The 15,127-nt window shown below is 43.0% G+C and carries 11 protein-coding genes; 2 read left to right on the forward strand and 9 right to left on the reverse strand.

The window, feature by feature from the left end; genetic code table 11:
- Nucleotides 1-12: 12 nt before the first annotated feature.
- The 4 genes from ABVC65_RS00555 to hpt form a co-directional block, all read right to left on the reverse strand.
- Entirely contained in the window at nucleotides 13-522 is a 510-nt protein-coding gene (locus ABVC65_RS00555) for a DUF3180 domain-containing protein (protein ID WP_004122989.1), read from the reverse strand.
- Nucleotides 522-1,583, reverse strand: a complete 1,062-nt coding sequence (locus ABVC65_RS00560; RefSeq protein ID WP_353582329.1) for a dihydroneopterin aldolase — start codon at nucleotides 1,581-1,583, stop codon at nucleotides 522-524. Before ABVC65_RS00560 ends, ABVC65_RS00555 begins: the two co-directional genes overlap by 1 nt.
- 96 nt (nucleotides 1,584-1,679) lie before the next feature.
- Nucleotides 1,680-3,950 carry an ATP-dependent zinc metalloprotease FtsH gene (ftsH, locus tag ABVC65_RS00565; protein WP_004125448.1) on the reverse strand — a complete coding sequence of 757 codons (2,271 nt, stop codon included), beginning with the start codon at nucleotides 3,948-3,950 and terminating at the stop codon, nucleotides 1,680-1,682.
- A 191-nt stretch (nucleotides 3,951-4,141) separates the two neighbouring features.
- Nucleotides 4,142-4,696, reverse strand: coding sequence for a hypoxanthine phosphoribosyltransferase (hpt, locus tag ABVC65_RS00570; protein WP_004112234.1), 555 nt, complete (start codon nucleotides 4,694-4,696; stop codon nucleotides 4,142-4,144).
- Nucleotides 4,697-4,765: 69 nt separating this feature from the next.
- Between hpt and tilS the strand changes: the two genes are divergently transcribed.
- The gene (gene tilS, locus ABVC65_RS00575; RefSeq protein ID WP_353582330.1) at nucleotides 4,766-5,878 is read left to right on the forward strand and encodes a tRNA lysidine(34) synthetase TilS; all 1,113 of its coding nucleotides are present in this window, start codon (nucleotides 4,766-4,768) and stop codon (nucleotides 5,876-5,878) included.
- A 101-nt stretch (nucleotides 5,879-5,979) separates the two neighbouring features.
- Here the strand turns inward: tilS and ABVC65_RS00580 are convergent, their stop codons facing one another.
- The 5 genes from ABVC65_RS00580 to ABVC65_RS00600 form a co-directional block, all read right to left on the reverse strand.
- Nucleotides 5,980-7,764, reverse strand: a complete 1,785-nt coding sequence (locus ABVC65_RS00580; protein WP_353582331.1) for a D-alanyl-D-alanine carboxypeptidase/D-alanyl-D-alanine-endopeptidase — start codon at nucleotides 7,762-7,764, stop codon at nucleotides 5,980-5,982.
- Nucleotides 7,765-7,897: 133 nt separating this feature from the next.
- The gene (locus tag ABVC65_RS00585; RefSeq protein ID WP_180964944.1) at nucleotides 7,898-9,550 is read right to left on the reverse strand and encodes a hypothetical protein; all 1,653 of its coding nucleotides are present in this window, start codon (nucleotides 9,548-9,550) and stop codon (nucleotides 7,898-7,900) included.
- A 19-nt stretch (nucleotides 9,551-9,569) separates the two neighbouring features.
- Nucleotides 9,570-10,442: an ABC transporter ATP-binding protein gene (locus tag ABVC65_RS00590; RefSeq protein ID WP_102720923.1), complete on the reverse strand. Its 873-nt coding sequence runs from the start codon at nucleotides 10,440-10,442 to the stop codon at nucleotides 9,570-9,572.
- Nucleotides 10,443-10,686: 244 nt separating this feature from the next.
- A complete protein-coding gene (locus tag ABVC65_RS00595) occupies nucleotides 10,687-11,913 on the reverse strand; it encodes a glycosyltransferase family 2 protein (protein WP_016819220.1) in 1,227 nt (408 codons plus the stop codon).
- Nucleotides 11,910-13,502, reverse strand: a complete 1,593-nt coding sequence (locus ABVC65_RS00600; protein WP_353582332.1) for an AI-2E family transporter — start codon at nucleotides 13,500-13,502, stop codon at nucleotides 11,910-11,912. Before ABVC65_RS00600 ends, ABVC65_RS00595 begins: the two co-directional genes overlap by 4 nt.
- A gap of 177 nt (nucleotides 13,503-13,679) precedes the next feature.
- On the opposite strand from ABVC65_RS00600, the gene glnA reads away from it, so the two are divergent.
- On the forward strand, nucleotides 13,680-15,116 hold the full coding sequence (gene glnA / locus ABVC65_RS00605) for a type I glutamate--ammonia ligase (RefSeq protein ID WP_016819218.1): 1,437 nt from the start codon (nucleotides 13,680-13,682) through the stop codon (nucleotides 15,114-15,116).
- Nucleotides 15,117-15,127 lie beyond the last annotated feature (11 nt).

Below are 15,127 nucleotides of genomic sequence, written 5' to 3' on the forward strand. Positions count from 1 at the left end.
TTTAAATAATTTTTAAATTGCAGCAGCTGACTGTGCTCTGTCGGAAGTACCACTTGATGCATCCGCACCATCTTCTGGAGGAAGTTGGCACATCCACTCACCCACAATACCAATAATCATGTCTACAAGACATACTATTCCAGCTATAATGCATTCACGAATAATGTTGGAATAGAGCGGAATATTTGCATGCGGCCAACACATGAATAGTTGCCCAGCATACCAGCCAGTTAGAATCGCTCCAGCCATTCCAAGCGCTTTTGCAAGCATAAGAGCTGCAACAGCAAGCTGCATATTTAAATGCTTATGCTCTTCTGGCTTTGCGGTAGCATACTGATGCGTTTGCCAAGTAAGAATAAAGGTAACTATTCCACCAATTGTCATAAACGCAAGAACAACCCACGGCGCACCAGAAAGCGATATTGCACTTGATTCCGTAATAGACACCAGGAATGCGCCGAATACAAATCCGAATAGCACCCCGAGTACAAAGTACCACCAAGGCGTGCGATAAGCTTTCATCAACACTCTCCCATAATCCAACGTTCTGAATAAATACCGACTCGCGCTGCATCTGGTGCAAACGCAAGTTTGTACGCAAGTGGTTCTCCATCAATTGAAGCATCTGGCTCAATTTGCATCCATGGCTCCAATTGTGCAGCATTTAGCGGTGAATCAAGCCTATCTGAATCCATGGTCTTTGTGTTTGAGCTATCAGATCCATATTGCCTCGTGCCTAAAATTCTCAATCGCAAATTTTGTTCTTGAGAAATCTGCATTTCCTTGATCTTACGCGCTAAATCATCTTCTACCATTGTACTAGATACCACTATTATTGCGGAATATTCTTCGCCTCTATCCGAGCTTACCTGATATAACGCAGAAACGCCGTCTAATTGAGTTGAAATAGGTTCTTTCGATTGCTCCAAACTAGTGATTACATCTAGCATTGCGAATTTTGTTGACTCTGATTTTTCTCCCTGCATTGACACTACTGCAGTTGTAACAATTGGATTATAGGCAGATTGGCTATAGACAGAATTTAAAGAAGAATTAGAATCGCTGGTTGCTGGCGACTTATCTGGCGACTCATCTTTCAACTTCTCATCTTGTAATTTTTCCTTCTGCCCAGCCGCAAAAAGCGACGCGTCCGTAGGATTCGCCAATCCAAAAATCTGCGATGTTTCCACGTCATCTGCAACCCTACGAATCGTAATAGACACGCCATCTGCGTTAGGTAAATCATAAGAAGCATCATTAAAATCAGCTTTAAACTGCGCATTAACAGTAATCTCTGCCTGTTTAACAAGCCAAGATTTCATAGCTGAATCCAGTAGCCTTCCAGCCGTAAGCTCCAAACAAATCGAAGAATTCTTAGCAATATCATCATCTTGAACACACGAGTCCAAAACGCGGCTAAGTCTTTTAGAAATCTGAGCAATATCAACCGTTTGGGTAGAGTCGCCAGCAACCGCTGCCCTCAAATCTAAACTCAAAACAGCGTCAACACTAAGGCGAGTATATAAGCCAATAAAAGCATCAGTATCACTTGGTTTAATACCACTTAACTTAATTGTGTCCATAATCGCCTCCCAAAATATTATACGCGCGATGCTTTGCATAATCGCTAAACACCGCGCGTAAAATTGTCAAATTAAATTATTATTTAAATTAAATTATTATTTTAGACTTTTATTTTCATCTGTAGAATCAGCTTGCGACTTATCCTCAGTATTATCCTTAGAAGAATTACCATCAGAGGCATCACCATCAGAGGCATCATCCTTAATAACACCAATATTTCGCTTCAAGCTTTCTGGAATCTCAACAGGAGGAAGAGGCGAATCTGGACGATCCGAATTAGAAAGCCACAAATCGCGCTCTGGAGCCTTACGAATCTTAGAGAAGATTTGCTCAAGCTCTTTCTCGTTAAGCGTTTCCTTAACAAGCAACTGACGAACCAACTCATCCAAAACATCACGATTATTATTAATAATCTCCCACGCCTCAGTGTGAGCCGTTTCAATAAGCTTATGAACTTCTTCATCAATCACTTCTGCAGTTTTATTAGAGAACTTACGCGATTGCAAAGAATCCAAAGAGCCAGATGAATCCTGATCAGCGTCCATCCACTTTACGGCACCAAGCTTAGAGGAGAAGCCATATTCAACAACCATCTTACGAGCGATTGCAGTGGCCTTCTCAATATCGTTAGAAGCTCCAGTAGTTGGATCATGGAACACAACCTCTTCCGCAGTACGGCCGCCCATAGCATACGCCATTTGATCGAGCAGCTGATTTCGAGACTGGGAATAGCGGTCGCTAGTTGGCATAACAGCCGTGTATCCAAGAGCGCGTCCGCGAGGCAAAATCGTAACCTTGGTAACAGGATCCGTATGGTGCAAAGCAGCAGCAACAAGCGCGTGACCACCCTCGTGATAAGCCGTGTTACGCAACTCATCCAAAGCCATGCCCTTAGACTTCTTTCTAGGGCCAGCCTGAACGCGATCAATCGCCTCATCGATAGCACGATTGTCAATAAGCTGAGCACCAGAGCGAGCGCAAAGCAAAGCCGCCTCATTAAGCACATTAGCCAAATCCGCGCCTGTAAATCCAGGAGTTCGAACAGCAACCATATGAAGATCAACGTCTGGAACAAAAGGCTTGCCCTTAGCGTGGACCTTAAGAATCGCCTCGCGGCCTTCCAAATCTGGAGCTTCCACAGCAACCTGACGATCAAATCGACCTGGGCGCAAAAGCGCAGAATCAAGCACATCTGGTCGGTTCGTAGCAGCAATAATAATCAAATTAGTGTCATTATCGAAGCCGTCCATCTCCACAAGCAGCTGATTAAGAGTTTGCTCACGCTCATCGTGTCCGCCAGTCATACCACTACCGCGGCGGCGACCAACGGCATCAATCTCATCAATAAAGATGATTGCTGGAGCGTTCTTCTTAGCCTCATCAAACAGCTCGCGCACACGAGAAGCACCAAGACCAACAAACATCTCAACAAAGTCCGAACCAGCCATAGCATAGAACGGCACACCAGCTTCGCCTGCAATAGCACGCGCAAGAAGAGTCTTACCAGTTCCTGGAGGGCCATAAAGCAGCACACCTCGCGGAATACGCGCACCCAAAGCCTTGTAGCGAGAAGGATCCTTAAGGAATTCCTTAATCTCCTCAACTTCTTCTACAGCAGACTGCTCGCCTGCAACATCCGCAAACTTAGTCTTAGGTGTTTGACCTTCCAAAAGCTTTCCGCGACCACGGCCGCCACCCATTCCAAGCATTCCGCCGCCAGCGCTTGCCATTCTGCCAAACATAAACCAAACAAGTCCAAGCAGAATCAAAATCGGCAGCATAGATGTGATCAGATAAGAAATTATGCTAGAAGACTGCATGCTAACAGTCCAGCCATTAACTGGCTTAGCTTTTTCAATATCCTGAACAACAGTCTTACTCTGAGCAATCGTATAGTAGAATTGCACGTCTTTTCCATAATCGTGCTTCTGCTTATCGCGCTTATCGAACTTAACATACTTCTTGTCAAGCGTAAGCTTTACAAGCTGTTTGTTGTCAATAACCTCTACATAATTTGCACTACGCTTATGAAGCAACTCCAAGCCATCTTGCGTATCAATTGTTTGTGTACTGTTATGCACAAACATCTGGAATCCTGCTACAGACAATATCACAAGAAGAACAATCCAAGTCCAAGGAGATTTAAAGAACTTACGACGAGAATCAGGATTATTATCATTCTGCGAATCATTACCATTCTGATTCTTATTGTCGTTCTTATTTTTATTGTTCTTATTATTCCCACTATTCCTATTTGGATTTTTCCCAAAATTAGGCGGAAGGAACGGGTTATTCCCATTACCTCCCAAAGGACTTTTCATAGGTCCACCCATAGGTCCGCGAGGCGACATTGGAGAAGCGCCCATATAATCAGGCTCCTTTCAGGATCCTTCTGAAGGCTCCTTACATAGAAATATGCTTAAAACTAGGATTAAATCCTACTATTTAGTTTCTATTATCCAGTACTTAATTATTCAAGATTACATAAAATTAATCAAGATTTTTTAAGACTAACCAAAGTTTCTTAAGATTACTACTCAAAATCAATAAAGAATACTTAAGATTCATACACAGATGGCTTAAGAACCGCGATAGAATCAAGATTCCTATACTTTTCGTCGTAATCCATTCCAAAACCAACTACAAAAGCATCTGGAATCTCGAATCCAACGTAAGTAATATCAACTTCAACTTCGCGACGAGCAGGTTTAGTTAGAAGTGCAAACACCTTTACACTCGCAGCACCCCTGCTCTTAAGCTCTTTAACAAGCCAATCCAAAGTCTTGCCAGAATCAACAATATCTTCAACAATAAGCACGTTCCGTCCGCGAACATCAGTAGTCAAGTCCTCACGAACCGTAATCTGACCACTGCTTTTAGTGCCACTGCCATAGCTAGAAAGACTCATGAAATCCATAGGAGCATTAAGACTAAGCTCCTGCGAGAAAACAGCAAGCGTGTTCACAGCACCTTTAAGCGCTGCAACAAGCAAAATATCGCGGTTCTCGTAGTCTTTACTAACCTGAGCCGCAACCTCACGAATACGCTTCATAAGTTCTTCGTGACTGATCAATTCGTAATCAATATCATCTCTTATATCAGCAATCTGCATGCTAACTATGATTGCATAAACGAATGACGGACGTGTTACAACTTACGCATTATGATTTAGACTATAAGCATGGTTTACTCACCTAGTTGGCGTAAAGGAATTGGCGAAGTAAAACGCTGCTTCGATAATCTTGGGCTAGAAGTGCAAGGTCCACAATTCTTGCAGCACGGGCAACATTTGGCTTTACCAAACGCACCAATTGTGCTAATAGCATGCTCTGGAGGACGCGATTCGCTAGCATTAACAGCGCTGGCAGTCAAAGTATGCGCGAGCAGAGGTATTCGATGTGCGGCGGTTATAGTGAACCACAACATGCAAGAAGGATCCGCAAAAGTTGCACAAAACGCTGCTAACACTGTTGCAAGTTTAGGAGTAGATAAATCACTTATATTCGTTAAGTCTGTGCAAGTTAAAGATGGCGAAAAAGGAGAAGAATCTGCAGCAAGAGACGCTAGATACACTGCTATTATTGGCGTGGCTAAGGATTTGGGTGCATCCGCAGTTCTTTTAGCGCACACAGCTGACGACCAAGCAGAAACAGTGATTATAGGTTTACGAGACTCTGCAGGTCTGGAAGCTGTAGCTGGAATGAAAAATATTACGGTTCGATGTGGAATACGTTTTGCTAGACCGCTAATTAATATTAGAAGGCTTGAAACAACTAATATTTGCAAAGATTTGGGAATTGAGTGGTGGGATGACCCAACAAACGGCGATTTAACACAAAGCGATGTTGAACTGCCAAAGTCATACCCTCTTCGCTCAAGAATAAGACATACTCTAATGCCTTATATTTCACGGTTTTTTGCTACAGACATGACTTTACTACTTGCCAAAGGTGCCAAATTTGCACAAGACGATTTAGATTACATCAATTCTCAGGTTGACGTAATAGAAAAAGAGACGATTTTAAAGCAAAATTATGATTCTTGCGCACACGAAGTAAAAATAGCAATATCACCTTTAGCAAAACAACACACTTCTATAAGACGCAGAATAATCGCCCGCGCGCTAACCGCCGCTGGAATACGCTTTTCGTCAAATCATATAGAATCAATCGACGAATTAATTACAAAATGGCATGGTCAAAAACCTGTAGCGCTGCCTGGCGGATATGCGGCAAGCAGGAAATCACAGACTATAACTATTTGCGCGCACACTCCAACCTGCCTGAGCGCTTAGAGCGCAGCGCGCGAACGGTTTTTCCGCATTTTGTACCAAAATCCACCCAAAACACGTACAAAACACGGGAAAATCGAAGTAGATTCGCGCGGCGAACGAGGCTAAAGATTAGTCAGCTCAGCCATCATCTTATTCACGCCTGTAAAGGTGTATCCAATGTCTCCAGGCGGATTCACAACAACAGCAAAAGTTAATGCTCCACCAGATCTTCTAGAAACATTGCCAACCATAGATGACACATCACCCAGAAAACCAGTTTTAACACGCAGTAAACCAGCTGCCGAAGGATCTGACAAACGATGGCGTGCCGAAGTGCACCATACACCAGGTAAAGCTAGGCCTTCTGCTGCAGCAGCACCTTTACCGATTTTAAGATTCTGAGCCTGAACTTGCACAAGAGTCACAGCGCGAACTGCGGACTTAGGTGAAAGCCCAGAACAATCAGACATGTGCAATCCGTTTACATCAACGCCTAAATCGCGCAAAACATCGCGTACAGCATCTGTGGCACCTTCTGGAGAATTACTTTTACGCATAGCGAGCGCAGTAAGACGACCAAATTCTTCCGCAATAGAATTGTCCGAATGCCTTAGCATATATGCCATAATTTCGTTAAGTGGAGCAGAAGAAACGCGGGCTATTTGCTTAAAATCAGAGGAAATCATCGGTTTTTTAGAGCTAACATATATGGATGATAATCCATCAATCTTGGAAGTTTTGCCAATTTTTACAGAATCAGTGCTCCAAGTTCTCACGTCAATACCAAATTTTTTGAGCAGATTCGCAAAAATTAATCCCGTACTTACAGCTGGATGCCGATCTAAAAGTGGATAATCATCTGGGTCATCAGCATCATTGCCAGCAGCCACCCATGCTGCAAAATTACGATCTCTGCCTTCATCAACAGCTAAAGACGATGTTGGCGCATAAAAACGTCCTTCTTCATCGTTTTCATGAATCAAATCAGGATAGCGTTTACCTCCAAACAAGGAATCATCAACAGCAAGCTCAACAACTTTTACACCTTGTTTTTTAAGCGAATTCACTGTATTAATAGCAAGGGTTTCAAGACCAGCTCTACCATTTACATGATTTGGATCATTGGTTGCAGCACCCATCAGCATATCGCCGCCGCCATGAAGAACGAGCCTAGCAAAACCATTTTTCACACCAGATACAGCAGAATCAGCATTTCTAGAGCTTCCAACATAGTTTGCATAAACTGTTGTAGAAAGAGTCGATCCCATGTCTAGAACATGCGAGGCAGCTAGAGCCGTAAGCGTTTTCATAGTAGACGCAGGCTGCAAAGCAAGATTTTCATTTTTACCAGCTATAATCTTTCCGTTTGCATCAGCAATAACAGCTGAAGCATTAGGACCAAGACCTGGATATTCAAAAAATTCCTGCAAAATCTTTTCCGCAGATGACTTGTCAACAGGCTTATTCTTATCCACCTGCTTGAGCAAGCTGGCATATTTAGCTAATCTCTTAGGTTTTGGGCTAGTTAACTTTTGAAAAGTCTTATGATCACGCGCAGCAATTTCAAGCTGATTAATAAAACGATTTTGCAAAAGATCTTTACAATCAAACAGAATATAGCCACCCATTAAAGAAATTACGCCAATTACCGATATTAAGCAAACTAGAAAACGGTTTTTTGACATAGAGCCATTGGTGTGGTTTTCTACACTAAGTTCGGTTGCTGGCGATTCGCCTAGCGCCTCAGTTTGCTTTTCTTGCGATACTGTTGGCGAGAATACTTTTTGCGATACTTCTTGCAAACTGGACTTAAAACCAGCTTTTTCCCTAGCCTCTTTCGACGTGAAAGCATCTTCTGGAATCTCGACTATGCTATCTAGATTCTTAAGGTCTTCATCGTCTTGCATGCGCACGCCGCCTATGTGTATGTACTTAAGTTAATTGCAATTCTTTACAACTATACAAACTATACACTTGCATATGCCGAGAGTAAGTTTGTGTGCATAATATAGTTTTTTATAGAGGCGTGCGCATTAATGCTCAAGCAGTAATCGACGCAAATCTGCGCAAGTTTTCTACAATGCGAATCATGCGCTTATCCATCACTTTGCCACCAATAATTACGCCAACAACCAACACAACAAATCCGTTTACTACAAACAGAATGAATGCAATCCACAGCAGTTGCGGCGCAAGAAGCAAAAACACAATCACAGCCGCAGCCGAAGGAATCATGCATACTGCAGAAAGAAGCGAAAAACCTATTGGAGCAAAGGATCTAGCGCCTGCAGAACCTTGCGGCCTAGAAAATGGCTTTTCGATTGATGCCACAGGGTACATTGCAATGCACGAAGAAATTAAGCCTATGCCTATGGTAGCAAAAGCTACTCCGATTGGAGAAAGAGTTTGGAACATAACTGCATTCACATTTTGGTGAACATTTGCTACGAAGAAAAGGAAAGCGTAAACCCCTATTCCAAGAATTGCAAAATACACAGCGCAAATCACGGACCAAACTATTGCGTTAGCTAAGCGATCGTGCAAACCTTTTACGCCAATAATCGCATGCATAGTAAAAGCTGTGCCATCGTATGCAATATTGTTTCCAACAACCATGCCCATAAGCAAAGCAGCATACATAAGCCAGCTAGAAACGCCTATGTCCTGTGCTATAGAACCAAATCCTTTAGCATTAAAACTAGTTCCTCCTGCAACTACCAGAATAAAAAGCGGCGTAAGAAGCAAAAATAGCTGGCGCATATCTCTTCTCATAACGCTAATAATTCGCGCAATAATCGCACCAACTATGTTGTCTGGAACAAGTGCAAACAAGCCGATTCCTTTAGTTTTAACAACTGTTTTTTGCTCACCGCGCAGTAACTTCGGCTCTAATTTTGCGCAAAATACAGAGATTGCAAAGCAAGCAGCAATCGTTACAACGCAAATAAGGAAGCGAATAGCAAGAGCAAGCCAATTGCCATTAATAGCGTCAAGTGGCAAAGCGATAGCCGCACTTAACGGCGTAAAAGCGGACGCAGCGCAGAAACTCGAGCCGAACACAATTTCATTTGATGAACTACCATGCCTGTTCATTGACGAAACAAAAATCATGTACGCTACGAAAATAACAATGTAAAAAATGTTTCTTGAACGTTTGTTTATTAAAATAGTATCCAAAAGTTCAATAAGCATTTTGCTTAAAGACACTATTGTGGCAACATAAAGCGGAGCTGCGATTACGCTTACTAAAACCGGCACGATTCCAAATTTTCTGTACGCTAAAGACCACAAAGCAAGCGCGATTGTGCAGCTTATTGAAAATGCTCCAAAAAGTGAGCCAAGAAGCATGCCAGCTTGCTGCTTTACGTGAGGAATGCCATAAAGCGCAAAACTGCGCGATTTTAGTGTTGTGTCGCTGCCGAGCATAAACAGGTTTATAAACAGCGTAAAAATTGACACAATCGACGCAATCATTATTGGAACAACTTGGAATTCCTGCCAATTTTTAGTATCTGCAATCATTCCTGGATCAAGATACTTTCCCGCTTGAAAACCAGCAAAACCAAGAGCGCATATAATCGCAAGCCCAAAAACAATGACTATACCAAAGCCAATTTTTTGCCACATTGACTTTCGCATAACGGAAAAAGTAAGCGCCCAGCGAAGGCGAACCATTGTAAAAATCATAGACATGATTACTTACCGCCTTTCGTTACGCGTTTTGGTCACTTGCGATTGGTGTTGCGCTATCGCCGCCGTTAAGCCAATCAATGCGCGCAGCCGCGTGACGCCCGCCAACAAGCTCCATAAAGCGATCTTCAAGATCTTTGCCCTGAGCCACCTCTTCAAGAGTGCCAGAAGCTGCAACATGACCTTCGTTAATAATCGCCACGTGCGAGCACATTTTTTCAACCAATTCCATAACGTGCGAAGAAATAATCACCGTCCCGCCAGTAGAAACATACTCGGCTAGAATATCCTTCAAATTTGCGCTAGAAACAGGATCCACTGCCTCAAAAGGCTCATCGAGCACAAGTACGCGAGGGCTGTGAATCATAGCTGTTGCAAGGCAAATCTTCTTCGTCATACCAGTTGAATAGTCCGAAACCATGGTGTTTGCAGCTTCTGTTAAGTCGAAAGCAGAAAGCAGGTCGTTTGCACGCTTTACGGATTCCGCGCGACTCATATCGCGAAGCATGCCAGCATAAGTTAAAAGCTGAAGGCCAGTAATCGTCTTAAAAATCTCGTCTGCTTGAGGCATTAAACCGATTGCACGCTTAGCGCGATTTACATCGCTCCAAACGTCATTGCCAAAAATCGAAGCCGAGCCAGCATCTGGCATAAGCAAGCCCGTAAGCATTTTAATCGTGGTAGTTTTGCCAGCACCGTTCGGGCCAACCAAGCCGTAGAAAGAACCTGCTGGAATGTCTAGTGAAAGATTATCTACAGCAACTTTTTTGCCAAAAGTCTTAACGAATCCGCGAATAGAAACAGCTGGAACTTCTTCACTATCAGCAGCGTAAGTGTTTGCGCCAAAAACTGGAACACTGCCAGACGCATTTGCAGAAGGAACAGAATCTACCATAGAAACCTCGCAATATACATAATACATATAAACGCACGTATTGCGCCACATTATTGCGCAATCGCACGTTTACACCACGGCTTCTATTATCTCATATCTTGCGTATAAACACACTACAGATTCGTTAGATTTGTATCACTCATGAGACATTTGTAACGCTTTTTAGCTGATTTTTGTTATATTTGCATCATTGATGAGACAAATCTAACGAATCTGAGACAAAGCAAAAAGGCAGGTTGGCGCGCTACCGCCCCGTGTGATGAATCGGCTTCCACTCGCTCTTAGAGAACACAGCTTGGAACGCAATCGGCACATACGAAAGCATAAAAATCGGGAAGCTAAGAGCGTACGCAAAAAGCTCTTTGTTAGTTGCTCCAAGCTTATCGTGTTCTACAAGAATGGTAAGCGAAACAAACACCATCATACCCAAAACGCTTGTAACAGTGGTGGTTATAAAGTTAAGCGTCGAGTCAATCTGGCTTGCCCAAGTGACGAATCCAAACGCGGCAAAAATAAATCCGAGTATAAGGCGAATAATCGCAAGCACCATAAACGGGCATAGCATAAGCGTAAAGTCAACTGACGAAAAATCGCGCTCTCGGATTCCGTGGCGTATAAGAGCTGCTCCGTAATAGCGGAACACTTGCAAGAAGCCTTTACTCCAACGCAGCCTCTGCCTCCAGCTTTGCCTAAACGATACTGGCTGCTCGTCGTAGAGAACCGCCGATCCGCAATAACCCACTTTGTCGCCGTGCAAAATCGAGTCCATTGTAAACTCAAGGTCTTCTGTAAGCAAATGGAATTTCCACCCGCGATTTCTGTGCATGATTTCGCGCGAAAACATGAATCCTGTTCCGCCTGCATGGCAGCTAGACCCAAAAAGCATGCGCGAATTGTTGGTAAATCGCGATTCGCGTATAAACCACAATGCCGACCCAGAAGACACCCAATTATCCGATAAATTCACTGAGTTTCGGTAGCTTGTTAGAATCTGGTATCCTGCATGGAATCCTTTGTTCATCTCTTCAAAATAGTGCAAATCCAGCTTATTATCGGCATCGAAAACAAAGTACGCGTCGTAGTCTTTGTCTTTTCCAAGCTCCATTATGTGGTCCAAAAGGTAGCTTAAAGCGTAGCCTTTGCCAATGTGCTGCTTATCGAATCGCTCTATAACATTGCACCCGTACTCTCTTCCAACTTGCGCCGTGCTGTCGGTGCAATTGTCGGCGACTAGCCAAATGTCGATTAATTTTTGATCGTAAGTTTGGGATTGTATGCATTTTATGAGGTTTCCTATTACAGCTTCCTCATTGCGCGCGGATATTAGAACAGCGTAATACTTGTCCATTGGTGCTTGCGGAAACACAATAGGCTTTGCTACAAGCGACGCGACTGCGCAAACGCCTTGATATACAACGCTACTTACGCCAATTATGATTACTAAAACGTCGAAAATAGACAGAAGAATCATTTATTCCACCCACTTCGTGGATTACTATTTGTGTTTGTTGCTTTTTTATTTTCGTTTTTATTTTCGTTTGGAATTGTACCAGATTTATTTGTTTTTGACTTTAGTTGTTCCTTATCTCGAGCGGTTGCTGGCGACTTATCCGAATCTGAATTTTCTGCGCGTTTTTTAGCAATATCCTTATTTACAGCGTCTAAAATATCGCGTGAAATTGCCATAGTTTCAACATACCCAGAATCGTCAACTGAATTTTCATTTTCAATAGTTTCGTCTGAAGAATTATAGGCTTGCTTATACCAATACATAATGTCTTCGTTAATAGATACTCGAGATGAAGAGCCTTTCATAACTCTAAGCACACTATCTTTAACAGGTTTAACAAAACTGTTTCTTATAGCTTCAACACTCGTAACCATAATTGATTTACGATTAGGCTTTGGATCGTCCATCAATGGTGAAGAAACTAGATTGTATTGTTTTGTACAAACTTTGAGAATTGCCTGCAAACTAGCGGTTACTGGAAGTGCTAAGAATGCACCGAGAGCACCAAACACGGCGCCCATAACCAACACCGATAAAAAGGCTACGGCAGGATTTAAGTCCATGGTTTTTTCAGAAATCTTAGGGGAAATCACCATGTTTTCAATCTGTTGATAAATTGTCACAAAAATCAAAACTGCTATAGCTGATCCAAAACCGTTAGATCCCCACGCAAATAAAATTGGCAGCGCTCCACCTAAATATGTTCCTATTGTAGGAACAAATTGCGAAACGATTCCACAAAACAGTGAAAGCGGAAGCCAATATGGAACATTCATGAATATTAGGAAAATCGCAGTACCTGTTGCGTTAATTGCTGCCAAAATTGTGCGCGAAAATAGGAAGCTTGATATTTGCTCCTGTACAACGGACCAGATAAATAAAAATCGCCTCTGAGACTTAGGATTCAACAGCCTGCACAAGCTTCTGCGCATAGAAGGACCTGCTGCAGAAATGTAATAGGTCACCATAAGAATAGTGAGCAAATCAAGCAAAACCGCCAATAATCCCCAAGTTGTATTAATTGCTTGTCCAGCAAAATCTACAACCCAAGATGTTTGGACGTGTTTAAGAATTTCCATGCCGAGTTGCTCAATGTTTGGCATTTTAAAACCAGTGGAATTTAGTACAAAATGTGCAAACTGGTTGTATAAATCAGGTAGACCTAAAACCATGGAAACTGCTTGTTGCACAAAAAGATTACCAAAAAGAACAAGAAGCAAAATCACTATTGCAAGCAGCCCAAACAAGCTTGCCAAAGATGCAAAAGCTCTACTCCACCCGTGTTTTATGAGCCGCACAACAAGAGGTTCAATTGCCAACGCTATAAAAATGGATACTACAACATCGAAGACTATAAAGGCGATATTTCCCCAAGCAAACCACACAAAAATCGCTACGAACGCTGCAATAACAGCATACATAAGCGCACGGCTAAGCCAATCTGGTGGGCGCCTATCATCCCCTTTGGCTGGAAAAATCGCGGCTAAATCAAGCTTTGCACTCGTGCTGTGATTATCTATGCTGCCTTCATGTTGTTCTTTGTTATTCATAAGATACATTGTACTTTATAGCGTGAGAGCACGAGCCGCATGCAATGTTTTTGTGCATACAAACACAAATAAAGTAGCGTGTAACACAATCGTAACCAGATAGTCGAGTCGCTGAAATCCAAAATCTTATGCAACAATCTAAACTATTTACTGAGATTTTTATGAAAGGATTGTGGCATGACCACTTTACAAACTAAAGAAGATGCCGAGGCTTTGATTAAGCAAGAAGGCATTGAATATGTATCCGTTCGATTTACAGATTTGATTGGCGTTCAGCAGCATTTTACTGTGCCTGCAAGCGAGTTCTTAAACAGCGCATTTACAGATGGAATGGCTTTCGATGGCTCTTCTATGCAAGGATTCCAAGCTATTAACGAGTCCGACATGAAGCTTATTCCAGACGTTGACACCGCTTACATTGATCCATTCCGTAAGCATAAGACTTTGAACGTTGCTTTTTCGATTGTGGATCCTGTAACAGATGAGCCTTATTCTAGGGATCCTCGTCAGGTGGCAATTAAAGCCGAAGCCTATTTAAAGGCAACTGGTATCGCAGATACCGCAAGTTTTGCTCCAGAAGCCGAGTTCTTTATTTTCGACAAGGTGCGTTTTGCAAACGACATGCAGCGTTCCTTCTACGAGGTTGATTCCAACGAAGCTCCATGGAATTCTGGCATTGATACCGAAGATGATGGCAGCAACAACATTGGTTTTAAGAATCGCGTGAAGCACGGCTACTTCCCTGTTCCACCTGTTGATCACAATCAAGACTTGCGTGACGACATGGTTTACAATTTGCAGAAGGTTGGCTTGATTCTTGAACGTTCTCACCACGAGGTTGGCGGCGCAGGTCAGCAGGAAATCAACTACCGTTACAATACGCTTGTTCACGCTGGCGACGACTTGATGAAGTACAAGTATGTTGTTCACGAGACTGCTGCTTTGGCTGGCAAGGCTGCAACATTCATGCCTAAGCCAATTGCTGGAGATAACGGCACTGGTATGCACTGCCATCAGTCGCTTTGGAAGGATGGCAAGCCATTGTTCTATGCGGAAACTGGTTACGCTCAGCTTTCCGATATTGCGCGCTGGTACATTGGCGGTTTGATTAAGCACGCTTCTTCTGTGCTTGCTTTTACGAACCCTTCGCTTAACTCTTACCATCGCTTGGTTCCAGGATACGAAGCTCCTGTAAACTTGGTTTATTCGGCTCGTAACCGTTCTGCAGCTATTCGTATTCCTCTTGCTGGAGAGGCTCCTGCTGCTAAGCGTATTGAGTTCCGCGCGCCGGATCCTTCTTGCAACCCGTTCTTGGCATTCTCTGCTCAGCTTATGGCTGGCTTAGATGGCATTATGAACCACATTGAGCCTCCTGCTCCTGTTGATAAAGATCTATACGAGCTTCCTCCAGAGGAGCACGATGGCATTAAGCAGGTTCCTTCTTCGCTTGGTGAAGCTTTGCAAGCTTTGGAAGAAGACCACGACTTCCTTATGCAAGGAGATGTGTTTACTAGCGACTTGATTGAAACTTGGCTTAATCTAAAGCATGAAGAGATGGATATGGCTCGTTTGGCTCCAACGCCACTTGAGTATGAGCTTTACTTCCATATCTGATATTTGTGATT

The sequence above is a fragment of the Gardnerella vaginalis genome (genome assembly GCF_040427915.1).
Classification (GTDB): domain Bacteria; phylum Actinomycetota; class Actinomycetes; order Actinomycetales; family Bifidobacteriaceae; genus Bifidobacterium; species Bifidobacterium vaginale_C.